Genomic DNA, 20,732 nt, shown 5'->3' with positions numbered 1-20,732 from the left:
TGCCCAAAAGCAACTCGTTGACGGCCAGGCAGCTAGCGGGCAGCAACAGCGAGTGGGGGACGCATGACCGACACCAAAAAGCAAATGGGCCTGGTTGCCGCGCTGGCGCTGGTGGTTGGCAACATGGTGGGTTCCGGCGTGTTCCTGCTGCCGGCAACGCTGGCGCCTTATGGCTGGTCGGCGATGGGCGGCTGGGTGATCGCGCTGGCCGGCACGCTGGCGTTGGCCGGCTGCTATGCCGCGCTGTCCCGGCAGATGCCCGGCACCTGCGGGCCGCATGCCTATGTTGAAAAGGCGTTTGGCCCCAATGCCAGTTACATTGCGGCGTGGAGCTACTGGATCGGCGTCTGGGTTGGCAACGCGGCGCTGGCGGTGGCGGTGGTCTCCAATCTCACCGTGATCTGGCCCGGCCTGGCCGGCGATCCGCTCTTGAGCGCGCTCGCCGCCGTTGGCGTGCTGGTACTGGTGACGGCAATCAACCTGGCTGGCGTTGGCGCCGCCAGCTTTGTGCAGCAGGCCACCACCGTCCTGAAACTCACGCCGCTCATCGCCGTGCTCGGCATCGCGGCCTGGCTGCTGTTCACCAAGGGCAGCGCCGCCGTGGTCAACCCGCCGTCGGCCATGGAATCCGATGGGGTGATCACCTCGGTCACGCTCACCATGTGGGCGTTCCTGGCCTTTGAATCGGCCACGGTGCCGGCCGACAAGATCCGCCGCCCGGAATTCACCGTACCGGTGGCGACCATCGTGGGCCCGCTGCTTGCCGGCGTGCTCTACATGGCGATTTCGGCGGCAATGATCGCGCTAGTGCCGGCCGATGCGCTGGCCAAATCCAACGCGCCCTTTGCCGATTTTTCCGCACCGTTCATCGGTTCGCAGGCCGCGGCGCTGATCGGCGTGTTTGCCGCCATCTCGGCACTGGGCACGGTGAACGGCCTCACCCTCACGGCGGCCGAACTGCCGCGCGCCATGGCGCTGGTCGGGCAGTTTCCGCAGCGCTTTGCCGGGCTGAACCGCGCAGGGGCACCAGCGGCGGCTGTGCTGCTGTCGGGCGGGCTGGCGGCGGCGCTGGTGCTGATGAACACCGACCGCAGCCTCTCTGGCCTGTTTGAATTCACCATCCTGGTGGCAACCGCGGCGATGCTGGTCGGCTATATGGCGGTTGGGCTGGCCGGGCTGAAACTGCTCTCCGGCCCGATGCGCTTCGTGGGCCTGGCCGGCACGCTCTATTCGCTGTTCGCGCTCTATGCCTCCGGGCTGGAAGCCACCTTGTGGTGTTTCGCGCTTATCGCCGCCGGTTGGCCAGGGCTGCTCTACGCCCGCGCAAAACCGTAAAGCCGGTCTGACAAGATGGCCTTGGCCGCATTGTGGCCGGGCGCGCCGGTGACGCCGCCGCCGGGATGGGCACCGCTGCCGCACAGATACAGGCCCTTCACCGGCATGCGGTGATTGCCGTGGCCCAGCACCGGGCGCGCCGCCCACAACTGATCCAGGCTCATGCGGCCGTGGAAGATATCGCCGCCGATCAGCCCGAACTTGCGTTCCAGATCGAGCGGCGAATGGATCTGCCGCGCGATGATGCTGCGTTTGAAATTGGGGGCATGCGCCGTGACGGTATCGATGATCAGATCGGCCACTTTTTCGCGCACATCGTCCCAGCTCTGGCCGTCGGGCAATCTGGGCGCGAATTGCTGGCAGAACAGGCTGGCGACATGGCGGCCGGGCGGCGCCAGCGTGTCATCCAGCGTCGATGGGATCAGCATCTCCACGATCGGCTTGGCCGACCAGCCATAGGCCTTGGCGCCGGTATAGGCCCGGTCCATGTAATCAAGGCTGGGCGCGATGATGATGCCGGCGCCGTGGTGCGGGCCATGGCCCTTCAGCACGCTGAATTCCGGCAGTTCCGATAGCGCCACGTTCATGCGGAACGTGCCCGATCCGGTGGCATAACCATCCATGGAGCGCGCAAACTCGGCCGGCAGTTCGGCGCGGTCCACCAGCTGGCGGAACAGCAGCGCCGGGCCGGCATTGCTGGCGACGATGGGCGCTTCCAGCACGCGGCCATCCTCCAGCGTGACGCCCTTCGCCTTGCCATTCACGATGTTCACGCGGGCCACACGCTCTTCCAGGCCGATGGAAACGCCCTTTTCGCACGCTGCTGCGGCCATGGCTTTCGTGATGGCGCCCATGCCGCCGATGGCATGGCCCCAGGCACCCTTCACCCCGTTCACCTGGCCAAACACATGGTGCAGCAGCACATAGGCCGAACCCGGCGTATCGGGGCTGGCGAAATGGCCAACGATGGAGTCGAAGCCCAGTACCGCCTTGATCGGATCGCTTTCGAACCAGCCATCCAGAAATTCGCGCGCGCTGCGGGTGAAAAGGGTGAACAGGTCGTGCTGTTCGCCCTTGCTCAACCCCAGCATCGGCCAGCCCTGCGTGGCCAGCGCCGCCATGCCCTTCAGGCCCGATCCGGGCGGGATCTTCAGCGCCAGGCGCCGCATCTGATCGGCCAGCACCTCGAGCCGGGCATCATAGGCGCCAAGCGCTTCGGCATCCTTCGCCGAAAACCGCGCCACTTCCTTCTCGGTCACGCCGGGGCCGGTTTTCAGATAATCATTGGCCAGCGGCAGGAAATTGTTCAGCGGCCGGTTAACAATGGTCAGGCCATGCTCGCCCAGGTTCATGTCGGATGCGACCCGGTCCTGCAGCAGCGAGACCGTGTAGCTGGCGGTGCTGTTGCGGAATCCCGGCGCGAACTCCTCGGTCACGCAGGCGCCGCCCACGATATCGCGCGCCTCGCAGATATGCACCTTCAGCCCGGCGCGGGCGAGATAGAAGGCCGTGACCAGGCCATTATGGCCCCCGCCGATGATGATCGCGTCATACTGCATGGGCAGATGCCATGCCCGGCTGCCGGCAGCGGGTCAATTCGCGCCATCATTATGCCCTCCCCACATAGGGGAGGGCGGTGCCTCCCCCCGTTGCAACCTGCGCCGCATCCGCTATGCCGGGGGCAAGAAACAGGCGGGGAGGCCGGGGTTTTGGGCGCGGATGTTGAGACTGTCGAAGACGTGATCGATCCCAAGCGGGATCGGCTGGTGATCGTGGCCAGCTCGCTGGGCACCGTGTTCGAATGGTATGATTTCTTCCTCTACGGCATCCTCGCCAGCCTGCTGGGCAAATTGTTCTTTGCCACTGGCAACCCCACAACCGAGCTTCTTTTCAGCCTGTTCGCCTTTGCCATCGGCTTCTTCTTCCGGCCGCTGGGCGCGCTGGTGTTCGGCTGGTTCGGGGACAAGGTGGGCCGCAAATATACGTTCCTGATCACCATCGCGATGATGGGCGGCGCGACCGCCTGCATCGGCTTGCTGCCCACCTTCGAACAGGCCGGCATCGCCGCGCCGATCATGCTGCTGGCGCTGCGCACGCTGCAGGGCCTGGCGCTGGGCGGCGAATATGGCGGCGCGGCAATCTATGTTGCCGAACATGCCCCGCCCGGCAAGCGCGGGGCCTACACCAGCTGGATCCAGGCGGCGGCGGCCGGCGGCTTCATGCTCACGCTCGGCGTGGTTCTGGGCACCAAGGCGTTGATCGCGGAACCCGAATTTGTTGCCTGGGGCTGGCGGGTGCCGTTCCTGATGTCGATCCTGCTGCTGGGCATTTCGCTGTGGGTGCGACTCAAACTGTCGGAAAGCCCGGTGTTCCAGAAGATGAAATCAGCCGGGACCACGTCGAAAAACCCCTTCAAGGATGCACTGTCGGCCCCCGGCAACAAGGGCCGGCTGCTGGTGGCGCTCGCTGTTTCGGCCGGTTTCACGGTGATTTTCTATACCAGCCAATTCGGTACGCTGTATTTCCTGCAGAACACCGCGCGCCTGCCGGAGCGAGAGGCGCTGCTCTATCTCGCCTTTGGCGTGCTGGTCTCGGCCCCGGCCTATATCTATTTCGGCGGGCTTTCCGATCGTTTCGGGCGCAAGCAGGTGCTCAGCGTCGGCTTTGCCATCACGCTGGCGGCGCTGTTCCCAATCTTCCAACTGATGGCCAGCGGCGCCAATCCGGCGCTGTATCAAGCCATGGCGACGGCGCCCGTCACTGTCGAGCTTCCGGCGTGCGAATACAATATCTTCCTCAAGCAGGAAGCCGAATGCGGCAAGGCACTGGAATGGCTGACAAAACGCGGTGTGTCTTATGAAAAGACTGACGCGCCGGTGCTGGCGATGAATGTGGCCGGCGTCCGGCTGGAAGGCTTTGACAAGGACGCCTGGGGCGTCGCGCTCAACGCCGCTGGCTGGCCCGAAAAGGCCGATCCCGATCGCATCGTTGCCTGGAAACTGCTGCTGGCGGTGATGGCAATCGGGCTGCTTTCGGGGTGGACTTATGCGCCAATCGCCGCCGTGCTGGTCGAAATGTTCCCGGCCCGGGTGCGCTATACTAGCATGTCGGTGCCCTATCACATCGGCACTGGGTATTTCGGCGGCTTCCTGCCGGTGATTTCCCAGTACATCGTGGTTTCAACCGGCGATGTGTTTGCCGGCCTGTGGTACACGATCGTGGTGGTGGCGGTGGGCCTGGTGGTGATGCTGCTGTTCCTCAAGGATTCGCGCCACATCAACATCAATGATTGAGGAGCGAAGGCCGATGACCGGACCGCTGGCGGGCATCCGCATCGTCGATTGCTCGCAGATCGTCTCGGGCCCGATGGCTTGCCAGATGCTGGGCGATCAGGGCGCCGAAGTCATCAAGGTCGAAAGTCCCGGCGGCGATCCGGTGCGCAGCCTGGGCCCGCGCAAGGCCGATCTTTCCAGCATGTTCATTGCCGTCAACCGCGGCAAGCAGGGCCTGTGCCTTGATCTGAAATCGCCCGATGGCATCGCCGTGCTTGAAACGCTTGTGAAAACGGCGGACGTGCTGGTGGAAAACTTCCGCCCTGGCGTGCTGGCGCGGCTTGGGCTGGATTGGGAACGGTTGCACGCCCTCAATTCGCGCCTGATCTATTGCAGCATCACCGGCTTTGGCCCCGATGGCCCGTATCAGAATGTGCGCGTTTATGATCCGGTGATCCAGGCGGTTTCCGGCATCGCAGCGAGCCAGGTGGACAAGGAAGGCACGCCCGGCCTCGTGCGCCATCTGGTGGCGGACAAGGTAACGGCGTTGACAGCGGCGCAGGCCATCACGGCAGCCCTGTTCCGCCGCGAGCGGTCAGGCGGGCAGGGCGAGCGTATCGAAGTCGCCATGCTCGATGCCGCCATCGCCTTCAACTGGCCGGAAGGCATGTACAATTACAGCTTCATCGATGATGCGCCGGCGGCCTGGCCCGAATATGGCGCGCAGATGCGGCTGTGGAAGGCAGCCGATGGGCAGGTGGCGATCGGCGCCCTGCAGGATGCCGAATTCGTTGCGCTCACCCGCAGCCTTGGCCGCGAGGATCTGGCCGCCGATGAACGCTTCCGCTCCTCCGCCGGGCGCATCAAGCATCAGCGCGAATGGGCGCCGCAGGTCTCCGCCGAAATCGCCCGCCGCAGCCGTGCCGAATTGATGGAGGGTTTCGTCGAACAGGGCGCTGTCGGCGGCCCGGTTGTTCATCTCGCCGATGTGCCGGATGATGCGCAGGTCCAGCACAACGGCATCTGTATCGAAGTGGCGCACAGCGACGCCGTGGGCCGCGTGCGCCAGGCCCGGCCACCGGCCCGTTTTGGCCAGCCGCTTGATCCGGTGGGCTCGGCGCCGCATCTGGGTGAACATAGCCGGCAAATCCTTGCCGCGCTGGGCTATGACGCTGCCGCCATTGCCACACTTGTGGATAAGGGCGTCCTAAAGGGCTGAAGCCCCTATCGCGGCCGGCACGGCTCTTGCACCATCTGCGACAAGGTTGACGTGGGCTTGCGCTGATTCCGCCATTGCGTCTCCAACAGGTGCTACCCATATCAGCAGGAACAAAGTGAGGCTCAGGGCCCCACGACGGAGATGACATGACCAACCAGACCCTGCCCGTGTTGCCGCTGCGCGATATCGTGGTGTTCCCGCAGATGATCGTGCCGCTGTTCGTGGGCCGCGAAAAATCGGTGGCCGCGCTCGAAGCCGCCATGAACGACGGCCGCACCGTTTTCCTGCTCAGCCAGAAGAACCCCGGCGATGAAGATCCCGGTGCTGATGAACTGTATGACGTCGGCACGCTCGCCAATGTGCTGCAGCTGCTGAAACTGCCCGACGGCACAGTTAAGGTGCTTGTGGAAGGCCAGGGCCGCGCGTCGTTGGTCAAGCTGGATGCCAGTGGCCCCTATCTGATGGCCGAAGTTGAAGACCGGCCGGACGTGGAGCGCAACGAAACCGAGGTCGCCGCCCTGCTGCGTTCGGCGCAGAACCAGTTCGAACAGTTCATCAAGCTGAACCGCAAGGTCGCTCCGGAAGTCGCCAGCCAGATTTCGGCCGTTGAAGAACCGGGCCGCTTTGCCGACACTGTTGCCGCCAACCTGGGCCTGAAGATTGCTGACAAGCAGGCGCTGCTGGCCGAGCCCGATGTGGGCCTGCGGCTGGAAAAGATCTTCGCCTTCATGGAAGGCGAGATGGGCGTGCTGCAGGTGGAAAAGAAGATCCGCAACCGCGTGAAGCGGCAGATGGAGAAGACCCAGCGCGAATATTATCTGAACGAACAGATGAAGGCGATCCAGCGCGAGCTGGGCGATGCCGACGAGGAAAAGGACGAGCTCGCCGAGCTGGAAGAGAAGATCAAGACGGTCAAACTCTCCAAGGAAGCCCGTGAAAAGGCGCTGGGCGAACTGAAGAAGCTGAAGGCGATGGCGCCGCAGTCCGCCGAAGCAACGGTGGTTCGCAACTATCTCGACACGCTGCTCGGCCTGCCGTGGGGCAAGCGCAGCAAGGTGAAGAAGGACATCATCGCAGCGCAGGCCGTGCTCGACGCCGATCATTTCGGCCTGGAAAAGGTGAAGGACCGGATCATCGAGTATCTGGCCGTGCAGGCGCGTACCAACAAGCTGAAGGGGCCGATCCTGTGCCTCGTTGGCCCGCCCGGCGTCGGCAAGACCAGCCTTGGCCGCAGCATCGCCAAGGCGACGGGGCGTGAATTCATCCGCCACAGCCTGGGCGGCGTGCGCGATGAAGCCGAAATCCGCGGCCACCGCCGCACCTACATCGGCTCCATGCCTGGCAAGATCATCCAGAACCTGAAAAAGGCTGGCACCTCCAACCCGCTGTTCCTGCTCGATGAAATCGACAAGCTGGGCCAGGATTTCCGCGGCGATCCCTCAAGCGCGCTGCTGGAAGTGCTCGATCCGGAACAGAACAAGGCGTTCAACGACCATTATCTGGAGGTCGATTACGACCTGTCGGACGTGATGTTCGTGACCACCGCCAACAGCTACAACATGCCCCAGCCGCTGCTGGACCGCATGGAGATCATCAGTCTGTCGGGTTACACCGAGGATGAAAAGCTGGAGATCGCCAAGCGCCACCTGATCGAGAAGCAGTATGAAGCGCACGGGCTGAAGAAGGATGAGTTCACGGTCACCGACGACGCGATCCGTGATCTGATCCGTTATTACACCCGTGAAGCCGGCGTGCGCAAACTGGAGCGCGAGATCGCCAAGCTGGCCCGCAAGGCCCTGCGCCGCATCCTGGAAGGCAAGGACACCAGCGTTACCGTGAGTTCGGAAAACCTCGCCGATTTCTCTGGCGTGCGCAAATTCCGCTATGGCCTCGCTGACACTGAAGACCAGATCGGCGCTGTCACCGGCCTGGCGTGGACGGAAGTGGGCGGCGATCTGCTCACCATCGAAGCTGTCACCAGCCCCGGCAAGGGCAACATCAAGACCACCGGCAAGCTTGGCAGCGTGATGACCGAATCGATTTCGGCGGCACTCAGCTTCGTGCGCGCCCGCGCCACGCACTATGGCATCAAGCCGAGCGTGTTTGAAAAGAAGGACATTCACGTGCACGTGCCAGAAGGCGCGACGCCCAAGGATGGCCCGTCGGCCGGTATCGCCATGGTCACTGCCATCATCTCCACGCTCACCGGCGTGGCCGTGAAGCGCGATGTGGCGATGACCGGCGAAGTGACGCTGCGCGGCCGCGTGCTGCCCATCGGCGGCCTGAAGGAAAAGCTGCTGGCGGCGCTGCGTGGCGGCATCACCATGGTGCTGATCCCGGCCGAGAACGAGAAGGACCTGGCCGACATTCCCGACAATGTGAAGCAGGGGATGACGATCGTGCCGGTTTCCCACGTTGATGAAGTGCTGGCGCTGGCGTTGATCCAGCCGCTGGTGCCGATCGAATGGACCGAGGCCGATGAAAAGGCCGCCATGCCACCGGCAGCGGTGGCCACCGAGCCGGCGGTGCGGCACTAAAAATCTTGCGGTGAACGGGCGGGCGGGGCTTTACAGCGCCGCCCGTCTCGCCTAATCCGCCCGCTCGCCAAGCAAGTGGGCGCGTAGCTCAGCGGTAGAGCACTGCTTTCACACGGCAGGGGTCACAGGTTCAATCCCTGTCGCGCCCACCACTTGCATCCCCCCTTGATCTCGATCCTGATCACGCTAACCAGGCGTGCCGTTGCCGCCATCGTTGCGACGGACCGGTGCTTGCCGCACGTCCAGCCTGCGGTGCAGCAAGCAGGCCGAGCACTGCACGACGCGCTGACCAGCATCGGCATGGTTCGCCGGCTGGCTAATGGGCGGCACGCAGTCTGGATTGGCCGTTTTCTCAGGCAGATCCCTAAATTTTCCCGTCGCCCCGGAGCAAGTCTGGGGTGACGATAACGAAAGCGGTTGGCCCGCTCAGGCCGGGAAGCGACAGGCCTGATCGCGCCCCACGATGTGCAGATCAGCAAACCAGCTCCGCGTGGCTCCGCCGGTCTGATCCGTGTCCACCGCCACCGCGATGGAGGTGGCCTTGGCCGTCGTGCCGGGGAAGGCGCGGGCATAATCGCCGGCCAGATCGGCGCGCTGCTCCACCCAGCGGCCGGCATTCGCGGCGCCGCTTTGCGCCACCACCATGCGGGCGCGATCGGTATAGGCGTTGGGCGCAGTGGTGCCGATGGGGTGCACATTGTCCCACACATAATTTACCGCCGCATCGGGGATGGGACCGGGGAACAGCCGGCGGGCAAGGCCAAGCTTCATCTTGGTGCCAAGGCCCAATTGCCCATCGGGAATATCGAAGCCCACATACACACGGGCAGCATAATCATCGCCGGCCCTGGTCTTCATGTTGGCGCCCGCCACCGGCGCTGCGATGCGCCAGCGCCAGCACAGGATCGGCGTTGCATTGAGATCAACCGTGATTGGCCGGGCGAGCAACGCCATGCTGGCTTCGGCACTGCCTTCGATGGCCATGACGCCATCGATGCGGGTGACGCGGTAGCGGGTGGGCGGCACCTTTTTGGAAACGAGAGCGACCTGCCAAGGCGGCGGCACCGGGCCTTCGGCGCTGAACTGGCCCACCACGACCGCGGCAATCAGGGCGGCGATCATAGCTTGAACGCCGCCCATGCGGCCGCCGTGCGTTGGATGACGGTGACGATGCACAGGCCAGCATAGATGAAAGCGATGGCGGGAAAATGCGCTGGCCACAGGCAGAACAGGATGAAGACGATGATGGTCTCTGTCCCTTCGGCCAGGCCGGTGTTGTAGAAGAAGCTCTTTCGGCCGTGGGCGTTGGTTTCCAGGCCGCGCTTGGCCGCGATGGCGGCAAAGGCCAGGAAGCTGATGCCGGTGAGGCCGAAGCAACTGGCCAGCACAAGCGCCGGAATCAAATTGGCTGGCGCAGCAAGGCCAAAGCCCAGCGGCACGGCGAGATAGAAGACGAAATCGCCGACGATATCGAGATAGCCGCCAAAATCGGAAAGCCGCGTCGCGCGGGCCACAGCGCCGTCCAGCCCATCCAGCAGCCGGTTTGCGATCACCAACACCAGTCCTGCACCGGTGTGGCCCCCCGCCAGCGCAATGCCGGCAGCCACCGCCAGCACAATGCCAGCCGCCGTCACCAGATTGGCACTGATGCCCCACCGCGCGAGCCAATGGCCCAGCCGCTTCAAGGGCGGATCGATCAGCGGGCGGAGGCGAGCGTCAAGCAAGCGGAGCCACCAGGCCGATCATCGCGCCGGTCATCAATGTCGCCAGATTGCCGGCAATCCAGCTCTTGATGCCCAACCCTGCCGCTTCCGCCCGGCGCTGTGGGCACAGGCTGGCGATGGTGGAAACCAGCAGGCCAATGCTGGCCAGATTGGCAAAGCCGGCCAGCGCATAGGTGACGATCAGGGCGCTGCGCGGGTCGAGTGTGCCAGCGGGCAGTGCCGCCAGATCCAGATAAGCGACATATTCGTTGAGGATGGCCTTGGTGCCCATCAGTGCGCCCGCCGCCGGGGCCTGATCCCACGGCACGCCGATGGCCCACATCAGGGGCGAGAAAATCCAGCCGAACATGCGCTTCAGGGTGAGGGCGGCGCCTTCGACTTGCGGCGCCAGCGCCAGGATCTGATCGGCCAGGTTTACCAGCGCGAAGATGGTGATGATGATCCCGATCACCGCCAGCATCAGCTGCACGCCTTCCATGGCGCCGCGCACCACGGCGTCCATGGCGCCGTCATAGGCGAGGTCAGGCTCGGCCGGTTCAGTGGATTGCGGCTGGCCCGGCACCATCAGCCGGGCGACTATCAAGGCGGCAGGCAGCGAAATCAGGCTGGCCACGATCAGGTGCCCGGCGGCGTTGGGGATGACCTTGCCCAACGTGCTGGCATAGAGCACCAGGATCGCGCCCGAAATCGTCGCCATGATCATCGCCATGATGGCGAACAGATCGGATCGGCTCATGGTGGCAAACCAGGCGCGCAGCACCAGCGGCGATTCAACGACACCCAAAAACAAGGTGCCCCCGCCGCCAAGCCCGACGACGCCCGACACGCCCAGCGTGCGCCGTAGTGCCCAGGACAGCCCGCGCACCAATGCCTTCAAGATGCCCCAGTGCCAGAGCAAAGCCGACAGCGCCGAGAAGACGATGATCAGCGGCAGGATCTGGAAGGCGATGATCAGCGGTGGGCTGGCGCCTTGCGCCAAGGCAAATGGCAGCGGCGCGCCGCCCAGATAGCCGAACATGTAGGAGGAACCGACCAACGTGGCCTTCTCAATGGCGGCAACGCCCTGATTGACGACGCCAACGGCCGCCCACACCGCCGGCACCCGCACCACGACCACGGCAATCGCCAGTTGCAGCAGCAGCGCCCCGCCCAGCCAGCGCCAGCCAGGGCGATTGGCGCGGTCTTCGCTGAACGCCCAAGCCAGCAGCAAAATGGCCGCCAGCCCGATCAGACCCTGAAATTGTTGCATCGCGGCTGGCATATCAGAACTTGTACGCGATACCGAACTGGAACTGCCGCGGCGGGCCGGCGTTGCGTTGCACGAAGGGTGCGCCGCCGCCGAACTGCACCTGGTTCGATGTGGTGGCCGGGTTGGCAAAGCCGGACTGGTTGTTGGCGTTGAACAGGTTGAAGACGTCGGCCGAAAGCTCGATGCGCTTCAGCAGCAGATAGCGGACGCCGAGATCGACCGTGGCTGACCACGGCAGTCGCGCCGAGTTGCGGGAGGCGCCGGGGAAACGGTCGGAGTTGCCGACGAAGTTTTCTCCGAACGAGGCGCCGTCTCCGTTCAGATCCTGGGTGCCGAAAATCCGTGCATCGGGCACCAGATTGACCGGCTGGCCCGACTGGAACAGGCCGGCGGCCGTCAACGTCAGGCCCTCGATCGGATAGAGATAGCCCACCGCCGAAATCACGTGCCGTCGATCGTTTGCCGACGGGCCATACTCGGTGCTGAAATCATTGGCATTGGCAGCGCGGAAGTTGATGTCGTCGGTGTCGTTCTTCAGCCGCGACAGCGTGTAGCTGAGGCGGAAGCCATAATCATCGGCGCCGCGCTCCTTCACGGCCTGCAGGATGAGCGCCATATATTCAGAGCGGCCTTCGGTTTCCGAAACCGTGATCTGCCGCGCCCCGCCCGCGACCAGCGCGACCGGCCGGCTGGCATCAGCGGCAGCCTGGCTGCGCACGAGGCCCAGCGTCTGCGCCAGCGCTGCCCGCGTTGCATTGTCGGGCGCGGCCTGCAGCAGGGCGATATTGGCCGACGTGAGCGCGGCGGCGTTGGGCGTGAAGGCCGCCGGCGCATTCAGATCGCGCAGGCGCATCAGATTGTGGCTGCGGCTGTAGATGGCATCCACACTCAGCGTAAGCGAAGATGTCGCCTGATATTGATAGCCGCCACTCAATTGAAGGCTCCACGGGCTGTCATAGCCAGTGGGCGACAGGATGCGGGCTTCGCCCAGTGTGGCGGTGTCGCGCAGCGCCTGCACCTGCGTCGGGGTAGGGCAGGCAGCGACTGTCGCGCATGGCGGCGACGCGGTGAGATTGCCGGCGAAGGTAACATCGCTGAGGTCCACGCCGGCGGGGATGAGGCCGCGCGATTGCAACTGGCTCAACTGGTTCAGGAATCCGGTTGCAGTGGTGTTGCGCTGCAAGGCGTCGGAGATGACTGCATAGCCAAGCTTGCCGGTGAAGATACCGGCCCCGAAGCGCACCGACGAGCGGGCATCCGGCCGCCAGTTCAGCGCCAGCCGCGGTGCGATATTGTCGAAGTCACCGCCACCGGCACCCTTGGCGGTGAGGCTGTCATAATCCCAGCGCACGCCCAGCGTGGCGGTGAAGCGCGGGCTGATCTGCCATTCGTCTTCCAGATAGAAGGCCAGCAAGGTCTGATCGGTGCCGAAGGATTGCGGTCGCAATTCAACGGCATAATTGGCCACCACCGGGTTCAGCGCCAGCACGTCAGAGGCGGTCAGTCCCAGCCCGCGGCCGCCTGCGCGCAGCGCAGCTAGTTGCGGCGCGGTCAGATCGACGACGAAATTGCCATCCTGATTGCCGCCGCCCAACAGGGTGAAGTTGCTGTGGATGACGTCGGCGCCCAGCCGCAGCCTATGCGCGCCCAGTTTGCGTTGCAGGCGGTGGGTGGTCTGGATCGTCTCTTCCAGGCTGTCGAACAGATAACCGGGGTGGCCGACGACGCCGGCGGTCAGGCCCGACGGATCGCGGATCACCACCTGCGGCCCCGGGCCGGCCAGCGCTTCGCCATAATCCCAGCGGAAGTGCGCATATTGCACCGCCCCATCATAGCTCCAATCGTCGCCGGCATAGCTTGCCGTGGCAGCAAACAGCGTCGAATGGCGATCCTGGTTGGAGCCGGCCGAGGGCAAGCTGTTGTTGCCGCCGCCCAGCCCGCCGCCGGGCCGTTCGATAGTGACGCGGCCGATATTGGCGCGCAGGCCCAGGGTCCAGTCATCGGTCAGCCGATGATCGAGCCGCAGCGAAGCGAGGTGGAACTGGTTGTTGCCGGTCACCGTGTCGGTGATGCCGAGCAGCGGCGCATCGACGACCTGGGTGTTGCGATCACGGGTGAACTCGTAGTTGATGTAGAAGAAGGTCTTGTCCTTTGCGATCGCCCCGCCCAGCGCGAAACCGGCCTGATAACGTTCGAAACTTTCACCTACCGCGTTGCCCGACAGGTCGCGGCGCGGGAAGGGTGAGGCGGCGTCCAGCGGCCGGCCGGGGCGGACCAGCGCATAGGCTTCGCCGTGCAGCACGTTGGTGCCCGATGGCGTCGTATAGTTTACGATGCCGTTGGCGGTGCGCCCGTAGGCAACCGAATAGCTGTTGGCGAGCACGGTGACGCTGCGGGTGAAGCCCAGCGGCACCGGGAACTTGATGCCGCCCAGGAAATTCTCGTTATTGTCGAGGCCGTCGATCAGATAATTGCTGTCCAAGCCATTGCTGCCGTTGATCGAGATCGACGGCGCTTCCGGGAAGAAGCCGGTGCTGGCCACCACGTTCGGCAGCCGGATCAGCGAACCGATCACGTCGCGGCCTTCGATGGGCAGGGCAGTCAACTGCTCACGGCCCAGCGAGGCGGAGACTTCGGCGTTGAGGGCGTTGAGGCCCAGCACGGTGCGGGTGCCGGTCACCGTGACGGTCTGGCCAACGGGGGTCAGCCGCAGGGTGATGCTGCTGGAAAAATTGCTGCGCAAGGTGAGCGCCTGCTGTTCGGCAGCATCATAGGCGGCGCTGGCAGCGGTGCTGATGCGGAACTGGCCGCTGGTGGTCAGGCCTTCCAGTCGCAGCAGGCCTTGCGAATCGGTGCGGGCCACGCGGCGGAAACCGGTGCCGGGATTTTCGATGACCACTTCAACATCGGCTGCCGGTGCGCCGCTTAACGCATCCACCACCGAAATCTGGATGCCGGCCTGTTGCGCCTGTGCCGGCATCGTCACCGTCGCTGCGCCCGCCAGAAAGACAGCCGCAGCCCGGTTCAAACCCTTCATTCCATTCCCCCAAGTGCTCCGCCACCCACGGGCGTGCAGGCAGTTTCATGACTGTTGCCATTCAAATACGCAACAGGCCGGCAATTGGTTACCCCCTCTCCACTACCGCAATCGCCATGCGTGATAGCGGCCCACCCACGTCAGCAGGCCCTGCGGCGCGTGCGCCTTCTTCCAGTTGCCGGCGGCAAACTTGTTGGCTTCGGCCATCGTAGGATAGGTGTGAATGGTACCTAGCAGCTTGTTGAGGCCCAGGCCGTGCTTCATCGCGAGCACATATTCGGCCAGCAGCTCGCCGGCATGGTCACCCACGATGGTGGCGCCCAGTATCTTGTCCTTGCCGGGCGGGGTGAGGACTTTCACGAAACCGGTGGTTGCGCTGTCGGCGATGGCGCGGTCCAGTTCGTGCAATTGGTAGGTTGTGACTTCCACCGCAACGCCCTTGGCCTTGGCCTCATCCTCTGAAAGCCCGACGCGGGCGATTTCGGGATCGAGGAAGGTCGTCCACGGAATGACGCGATAATCGGCCTTGAACCGGCGGAACTGGCCGAACAGCGCGTTCACGGCCGCATACCAGGCCTGATGCGAGGCGACATGGGTGAACTGGTAGGGGCCAGCCACATCCCCGCAGGCGTAGATGTTGGGATAGAGCGTCGCCAGATAATCGTCGGTCACCACTTTGCGGTCGGTTTCGATGCCCAGCTCTTCCAGGCCATAGCCGGTGAGGCGCGCCTTGCGGCCAACCGCGACGATCAGCGCGTCATAGGGCAGGGCGCGTTCCTGCCCGTCGTGGCTGACGATCAGCGTCTGCTCCCCCTCAACCCGCAGCGCAGCATGGCCGGTGAGCACCTCCACGCCGGAACCGATCAGTGATGCATGAGCGATGGCGGCGAAATCGTCATCCTCGCGCGGCAAGACGCGCGGTCCCATTTCGACCTGTTGCACCTGCGCGCCCAGCCGGGCCAGCGCCTGCGCTAGTTCACAACCGATCGGGCCGCCGCCGAGCACGATGATGCGTTTGGGAATGGCATCGAGCGCGGAGAAGGCGTCCCACAGCGTGTCGCTGGTCAGGTGATTGGTGGACTTCAGGCCGGGCAGCGGCGGCACCAGCGGTGCGGCGCCGGCCGCGATGACGATGCTGCGCGTGGTGAGGCGCTGGGTGGTGCCGTCGTGACGGATGATCTCCACCGTCCAGGGGTCAACGATACGGGCGTGACCCAATTCCATGTCCACCCCCAGCCCGGTGTAGCGCTCCACGCTGTCGTTGGGTTCGATGGTGGCAATTACATTCCTGATGCGGGCCATGACGGCGCGGAAATCAAACTGGGCTTCGTGCGGGGTCAGGCCATAGGCATCGGCGTGGCGCATCTGGTGGGCGATGCGGGCAGACTTGATCAAGGCTTTCGAGGGCACGCAGCCATAGTTGAGGCAATCGCCGCCCAGCTTGTGCGATTCAACCAGAGTTACCTTGGCCTTTACCGTGGCGGCGATATAGGCGCTCACCAGTCCCGCCGCGCCGCCGCCGATGACGACCATGTTGCGGTCAAACCGGCTTGGGCGGCTCCAGCGGGCATAGACGCGGCGGCGTTTCAGCGCGCTCATCACGGCTTTCCCGATCCACGGCAGCAGGCCCAGCGCAGCGAAACTGGCCAGCAGGCCGGGCGAGGCGACATCGCGCAAACTGGAAATGCCGGCCAGCTGCGTGCCGGCGTTCACATAGACCGCGGTGCCCAGCAACATGCCGATCTGGCTGACCCAGAAATAGGTGAGCGTGCGAATGGGGGTGAGGCCCATCAGCAGATTGACGACGAAGAAGGGAAACACCGGCACCAGCCGCAACGAGAAGAGGTAGAAGGCGCCATCGCGCTCAATCCCGGTGTTGATGGCGCCAAGCCGCGCCCCGAACTTGCCCTGCACCCAGTCGCGCAGCAGGTAACGGGACGTAAGGCAGGCCAAAGTCGCGCCGATGGTGGAGGCGAAGGAGACGATGAGCAGGCCCAGCCCCAAGCCGAAGATCGCCCCACCGGCCAGCGTCATGATCGCAGCGCCGGGGAAGGACAGGGCGGTGAGCGCCAAATAGGCTGCGAAATAGCCGCCGATCACCACAGCCGGGTTGGCGGCATAGAGCGCGGCGATATCGCCCTGCCGGGCTTTCAGCGCATCGAGCGTGAGATACTGGCCAAGGTCGAACTGAAACCATGCGAAGATCGCCGCCACGAACAGCAAGATGATGGGCAAACGTTTCATCGGGCGAGGTTCCGTTTCATCAGGCCAAGGTGGACGTAAAGCGCAGGGCACGCAAATCTGTTGTTCGCACGAGCGGCGGCAAAGGATGCAGTGTTTCCCTTTGCCGGCGCACTCCGCTATGCGCCGCCGGCATGTCCCCCGTTGTTGACCTTGCCCTGCCACCTGCCGAAGACTGGCAGGCCCAGGCCCGTGCTGCTCGGATCAGTACCGCCGATCTGTTGGCCCATGTAGGCCTAAAGGCGGCGGATTTTGCCGTGGGCGTGATCGCACAGCCGGATTTCCCGCTTTCCGTGCTGCCGCATTATTTGTCGCTGATCCGCCGCGGCGATCCGGCTGATCCGCTGCTGCTGCAAGTGCTGGCGCGCGGCGAGGAAGCCTTGCCGCAGCCGGGCCGCCTCACCGATCCTCTGGAGGAGGCCGATTATCGCGCCGCGCCCGGCGTCTTGCGCAAATATCGCAGCCGGGCGCTGCTGATCGCTTCGGGTGCCTGCGCCATCCACTGCCGTTACTGTTTTCGTCGACACACGGATTATGGCACCGTCATGCTAACCCGTTCGGGTGAGGCCGAAGCGCTGGCGCTGATTGCCGGCGATGCGGCCATTGAGGAAGTGATCTTGTCGGGGGGTGATCCGGTCAGCCTGACGGATGCCAGGCTGACCGCGCTGGTGTCGGCCATCGCTGCCATCCCGCACGTCACCACGGTGTGTCTGCACAGCCGGACGGTTCTGGCCATTCCGGACCGGGTAACACCGGCGCTGGTCGATCTGCTGGCCGGCATACGGCTGAACGTCGTGATCGTCACCCACAGCAATCATGAACGGGAAATCTCCCACGACGTGGCGGCAGCACTGGGCCGGCTGCGGGCGGCGGGGGTGACCCTGCTCAACCAGTCGGTGCTGCTGGCCCAAGTGAACGATGATGCGGCCACCATTGCCGCCCATTGTCGCCGGCTGTTCGCGGCCGGCGTGTTGCCTTATTATCTCCACCTCACCGATCCGGTGGATGGCGCCGCGCATTTCGATGTGGATGAAGCCCGTGCCCGCGTCATCGAAATTGAACTGCGGGCGGCGCTGCCCGGCTATCTGGTACCGCGTATCGTGCGCGAAGTGCCGGGTGAAGCGGGCAAGACGCTGCTGTGGGCGCTGCCCACATGAACGGGCGATAACAAGTCCGTTCAGACAGTTCACATGTGATCTGTGCGAATCAGTCTTCATCAACACCAGCCGGAGACGGTCCATGAAGACAACGCTGACCATCGCACTCCTCGCCATGCTCGGCCTGGGCATCGCCGCCCGGCGGCAGCGCATTGGCACGAACCTGTGCAGCAGGCCGGCTGGAACGGCGGCTATCAGGGCGGTTGGGACGATGGCTATCGCGGCGATACCCGGCGCAATGGCAACTGGAATGGCGGCTATAACGCCGGCCACCGCGGTGACTATTATGGCGACGGTTATTGCCGGCGCAGCAGCGGCGGCACCGGCACGGTTGTTGGTGCAATTGCTGGCGGCGTGATCGGCAATCAGGTGGCGCTGCGCAATGATTGCACTGAGGCCACCGTGGCTGGCGCCGTTGTGGGTGGCCTTTTGGGCCGCACCATCGATCGCGGCCGCACCGTTTGCCGCTGAAAAAGATTTCAAGGAGAGCGACCATGAACAGCCTGAAGATCAGTTCGTTTCTGATGTTCTTTGAAAATTCGCAAGATTTCGTTCCCAGACCGGCTCTTTTAGCCTTTGGAACCTAAAGGGGGTGAAAATCCGCGTCATCGGTTACGCAACACCAGCATGCCCAGCACGGCGGAAAACAAACTGCCGGCGATGATGCCCAGCTTGGCCGCTTCTTCCTGGGCGCTGCCGGTGCCGAAGGCCAACGCGGCGATGAACAGGCTCATGGTGAAGCCGATGCCGCACAGCAGGGACAGGCCCCAGATCTGGCGCGGGGAGGCATTGGCCGGCATGTCGACAGTGTTCAGTTTCACCAGCGCCATGATCGCACCGAAAATGCCGATCTGCTTGCCCAGCAGCAGCGCGGCGGCGATGCCCAGCACCAGCGGATCCAGCGCCGCCGCCAGTGTCAGATCGCGCAGATCCACCCCGGCGTTTGCAAAGCCGAAGATCGGCACGATGGCAAAGGCCACGATGGATGCCAGTGCGTGTTCGACGCGCAGCAACGGGCTGTCGCGGATTTCCGGAACCCCGGGGCTGGGATGAATGGGCAGCGCCAGGGCCGTGATGACGCCCGCCAGCGTGGCGTGGATGCCACTGGCGTGGACTGCCACCCAAAGCGCCGCCCCCACCAGCAGATAGGGCCAGACCACCTGCACCCGCCGCCAGTTCAGCAATGCCAGCAGGCCGCACAGCCCGCCGGCCGCTGCCAGTGCTGTCAGATCAACGCCCTCGGTGTAAACGGCGGCAATCACCACGATCGCCCCCAGATCGTCGATTACGGCGATGGCAGTGAGCAGCAGCTTAAGGCTGGCGGGCACCCGATTGCCGAGAAGGGCCATCACCCCCAGCGCAAAGGCTATATCGGTGGCAGTCGGGATGGCCCAGCCATTGAGGTTTGCCGGCGCGGCGTGGTTGATCGCCAGATAGACCAGCGCCGGCACCGCCATCCCGGCGGCTGCCGCCACGCCGGGCAGGATACGGTTGGGCCAGGTCGCCATTTCGCCATCGACGAACTCGCGCTTTATTTCGCAGCCGACGAGCAGAAAAAACACCGCCATCAGGCCATCGTTGATCCAGTGTAGCAGGCTCATGGGCCCCAGTTCGATGTGGAGCAGATGAAAATACTGCTCCGACAGAACGGAGTTGGCCGCAAACATCGCCGCTGCTGCCGCCATCATCAGCACTTGGCCGCCGCTGGCCTGGCTGGCCAGCAGTTCGCGGATCACCGTGAACCGGATACGGGGCAGGGGCGGGCGCATGGCCTTGGATTAACAGGCCAGGCCGGCTGGCGAAACCAAAACCGGTCAGCGGGTGTAGTTGGTGGCCACCCAGTCGCGGTAGCTGCCGTCGATCACCGCCCGCCACCAGCCTTCATTGGCCAAATACCAATGCAGGGTTTCGGCAAAGCCCTGATCAAAGGTCCGCGCCGGGGCATAGCCTAGTTCGGCGCGTGCCTTGGTTTCATCGATGGCATAGCGCCGATCATGGCCAGGACGATCGGTGACGAAGGTTTTCAGGCTGGCGGTGGGCAGGCCCTTGGCTGCCGGCGAGTCCGGGAAGCGCGCGGCAAGCCCCGGATCGGCCGCAAAGGCGGCGTCTACGGCAGCCCAGGGTCTGATCGATCAGGTGGTGGTGGCGCTGCCGTGGGCAGCCGAGCGCCGCTTGCAGGATGTGATGGCGCGTCTGGTGCTCACGCCCGTGAAGGTCCGTTTGGCGCCCGATCTGGTTAGCTTCACCTTTGCCCGCCGCCCGGTGGTGATCCTGGGCGACGTGCCGGTGATGACCCTGTTCGATCGGCCAATTTCCGGCCTGTCATCCATCATAAAAGCCATTGAAGACAAACTGTTGACAGCGCTCATCCTGGTTGCCGCCTCTCCGATCGTGGCACTGGCGGCTTTGGCTGTCCGGCTGGATTCTCCCGGGCCGATCCTGTTCCGGCAGCCGCGTGAAGGCTTCAACAACCGCAGTTTCCACTGTTTCAAGTTCCGCACGATGTATGACGAGCGGTTGGAGTACAGGGACATTACTCAGGCCAGCCGCGATGATCCACGCATCACCCGGGTGGGGCGTCTCCTGCGTCGCACGAGCATCGATGAACTGCCGCAGCTTTTCAATGTGTTGATGGGAGACATGTCGCTCGTGGGCCCGCGCCCCCATGCTGCGTCCACGCGGGCCGGAGGGCGGCTGTTTTCCGATGTCGTGCAAAGCTATGCTGCCCGCCACAAGGTGAAGCCCGGCATCACCGGCTTGGCCCAAGTGTGTGGCTGGCGCGGCGAAACCGATACCGAGGAAAAGCTGATCAAGCGGTTCTAGCATGATCTCTATTACATCGAGAACTGATCGATCTGGCTCGATCTCTATATATTGGTGCGTACCGTGGGTGCTGTTTTGCTGCCCAGGAATGCCTTCTGATGCGGTTGGCCGAGGGTGAGGTGCGGCCTGTCGCATGCC

14 protein-coding genes, 1 tRNA gene and 1 pseudogene are annotated in these 20,732 nt (G+C 64.2%); 8 read left to right on the top strand and 8 right to left on the bottom strand.

The genetic code is table 11. The features are described from left to right. Positions 1 to 63: 63 nt before the first annotated feature. Positions 64 to 1,335: an amino acid permease gene (locus Q7O19_RS00700; protein ID WP_303808040.1), complete on the top strand. Its 1,272-nt coding sequence runs from the start codon at positions 64 to 66 to the stop codon at positions 1,333 to 1,335. Here the strand turns inward: Q7O19_RS00700 and Q7O19_RS00695 are convergent. Beyond that, a complete protein-coding gene (locus tag Q7O19_RS00695; protein WP_303808038.1) occupies positions 1,314 to 2,894 on the bottom strand; it encodes an NAD(P)/FAD-dependent oxidoreductase in 1,581 nt (526 codons plus the stop codon). The genes Q7O19_RS00700 and Q7O19_RS00695 overlap by 22 nt on opposite strands. Positions 2,895 to 3,044: 150 nt before the next feature. Between Q7O19_RS00695 and Q7O19_RS00690 the strand changes: the two genes are divergently transcribed. The 4 genes from Q7O19_RS00690 (at position 3,045) to Q7O19_RS00675 (ending at position 8,515) form a co-directional block, all read left to right on the top strand. After that, the gene (locus Q7O19_RS00690) at positions 3,045 to 4,628 is read left to right on the top strand and encodes an MFS transporter (protein ID WP_303808036.1); all 1,584 of its coding nucleotides are present in this window, start codon (positions 3,045 to 3,047) and stop codon (positions 4,626 to 4,628) included. Between the two features lie 13 nt (positions 4,629 to 4,641). Then, the gene (locus tag Q7O19_RS00685; protein ID WP_303808035.1) at positions 4,642 to 5,826 is read left to right on the top strand and encodes a CaiB/BaiF CoA-transferase family protein; all 1,185 of its coding nucleotides are present in this window, start codon (positions 4,642 to 4,644) and stop codon (positions 5,824 to 5,826) included. A gap of 146 nt (positions 5,827 to 5,972) precedes the next feature. Further along, a complete protein-coding gene (gene lon, locus Q7O19_RS00680; RefSeq protein WP_303808034.1) occupies positions 5,973 to 8,363 on the top strand; it encodes an endopeptidase La in 2,391 nt (796 codons plus the stop codon). A 77-nt stretch (positions 8,364 to 8,440) separates the two neighbouring features. Beyond that, positions 8,441 to 8,515 (top strand) — tRNA-Val (locus Q7O19_RS00675). 274 nt (positions 8,516 to 8,789) lie between these two features. On the opposite strand, the gene Q7O19_RS00670 is transcribed toward Q7O19_RS00675, so the two are convergent. The 5 genes from Q7O19_RS00670 to Q7O19_RS00650 all read right to left on the bottom strand — a co-directional run bounded on the left by Q7O19_RS00670 (position 8,790) and on the right by Q7O19_RS00650 (position 16,617). Next, entirely contained in the window at positions 8,790 to 9,485 is a 696-nt protein-coding gene (locus tag Q7O19_RS00670) for a DUF3047 domain-containing protein (RefSeq protein ID WP_303808033.1), read from the bottom strand. Next, positions 9,482 to 10,087: a CDP-alcohol phosphatidyltransferase family protein gene (locus Q7O19_RS00665; RefSeq protein ID WP_303808032.1), complete on the bottom strand. Its 606-nt coding sequence runs from the start codon at positions 10,085 to 10,087 to the stop codon at positions 9,482 to 9,484. The genes Q7O19_RS00670 and Q7O19_RS00665 overlap by 4 nt, the downstream gene beginning before the upstream one ends. Then, a complete protein-coding gene (locus tag Q7O19_RS00660; RefSeq protein WP_303808031.1) occupies positions 10,080 to 11,336 on the bottom strand; it encodes a NupC/NupG family nucleoside CNT transporter in 1,257 nt (418 codons plus the stop codon). The genes Q7O19_RS00665 and Q7O19_RS00660 overlap by 8 nt, the downstream gene beginning before the upstream one ends. Positions 11,337 to 11,349: 13 nt before the next feature. Continuing rightward, positions 11,350 to 14,373 (bottom strand): TonB-dependent receptor, encoded by a 3,024-nt coding sequence (locus Q7O19_RS00655; protein ID WP_303808030.1) that lies wholly within the window; start codon positions 14,371 to 14,373, stop codon positions 11,350 to 11,352. A gap of 102 nt (positions 14,374 to 14,475) precedes the next feature. After that, positions 14,476 to 16,617, bottom strand: a complete 2,142-nt coding sequence (locus Q7O19_RS00650) for an FAD-dependent oxidoreductase (protein ID WP_303808029.1) — start codon at positions 16,615 to 16,617, stop codon at positions 14,476 to 14,478. 131 nt (positions 16,618 to 16,748) lie between these two features. Between Q7O19_RS00650 and epmB the strand changes: the two genes are divergently transcribed. Then, positions 16,749 to 17,771 (top strand): EF-P beta-lysylation protein EpmB, encoded by a 1,023-nt coding sequence (gene epmB / locus Q7O19_RS00645; protein WP_303808028.1) that lies wholly within the window; start codon positions 16,749 to 16,751, stop codon positions 17,769 to 17,771. A gap of 165 nt (positions 17,772 to 17,936) precedes the next feature. Next, entirely contained in the window at positions 17,937 to 18,242 is a 306-nt protein-coding gene (locus Q7O19_RS00640; protein WP_303808026.1) for a glycine zipper 2TM domain-containing protein, read from the top strand. A gap of 134 nt (positions 18,243 to 18,376) precedes the next feature. Here Q7O19_RS00640 and nhaA read toward each other — a convergent pair whose 3' ends face one another. Continuing rightward, positions 18,377 to 19,540: a Na+/H+ antiporter NhaA gene (nhaA, locus tag Q7O19_RS00635; protein WP_303808024.1), complete on the bottom strand. Its 1,164-nt coding sequence runs from the start codon at positions 19,538 to 19,540 to the stop codon at positions 18,377 to 18,379. 45 nt (positions 19,541 to 19,585) lie between these two features. After that, positions 19,586 to 19,888 (bottom strand): annotated as a pseudogene (locus Q7O19_RS00630) (dTDP-glucose 4,6-dehydratase); the annotation flags it as partial. On the opposite strand from Q7O19_RS00630, the gene Q7O19_RS00625 reads away from it, so the two are divergent. Beyond that, positions 19,782 to 20,594 (top strand): exopolysaccharide biosynthesis polyprenyl glycosylphosphotransferase, encoded by an 813-nt coding sequence (locus Q7O19_RS00625; RefSeq protein WP_369692394.1) that lies wholly within the window; start codon positions 19,782 to 19,784, stop codon positions 20,592 to 20,594. The pseudogene Q7O19_RS00630 and the gene Q7O19_RS00625 sit on opposite strands and share 107 nt — an antisense overlap. Positions 20,595 to 20,732 lie beyond the last annotated feature (138 nt).

It is taken from the genome of Sandarakinorhabdus limnophila DSM 17366, assembly GCF_945882885.1.
Classification (GTDB): Bacteria; Pseudomonadota; Alphaproteobacteria; order Sphingomonadales; family Sphingomonadaceae; genus Sandarakinorhabdus; species Sandarakinorhabdus limnophila_A.
This window is presented reverse-complemented; position numbering and strand designations above follow the sequence as displayed.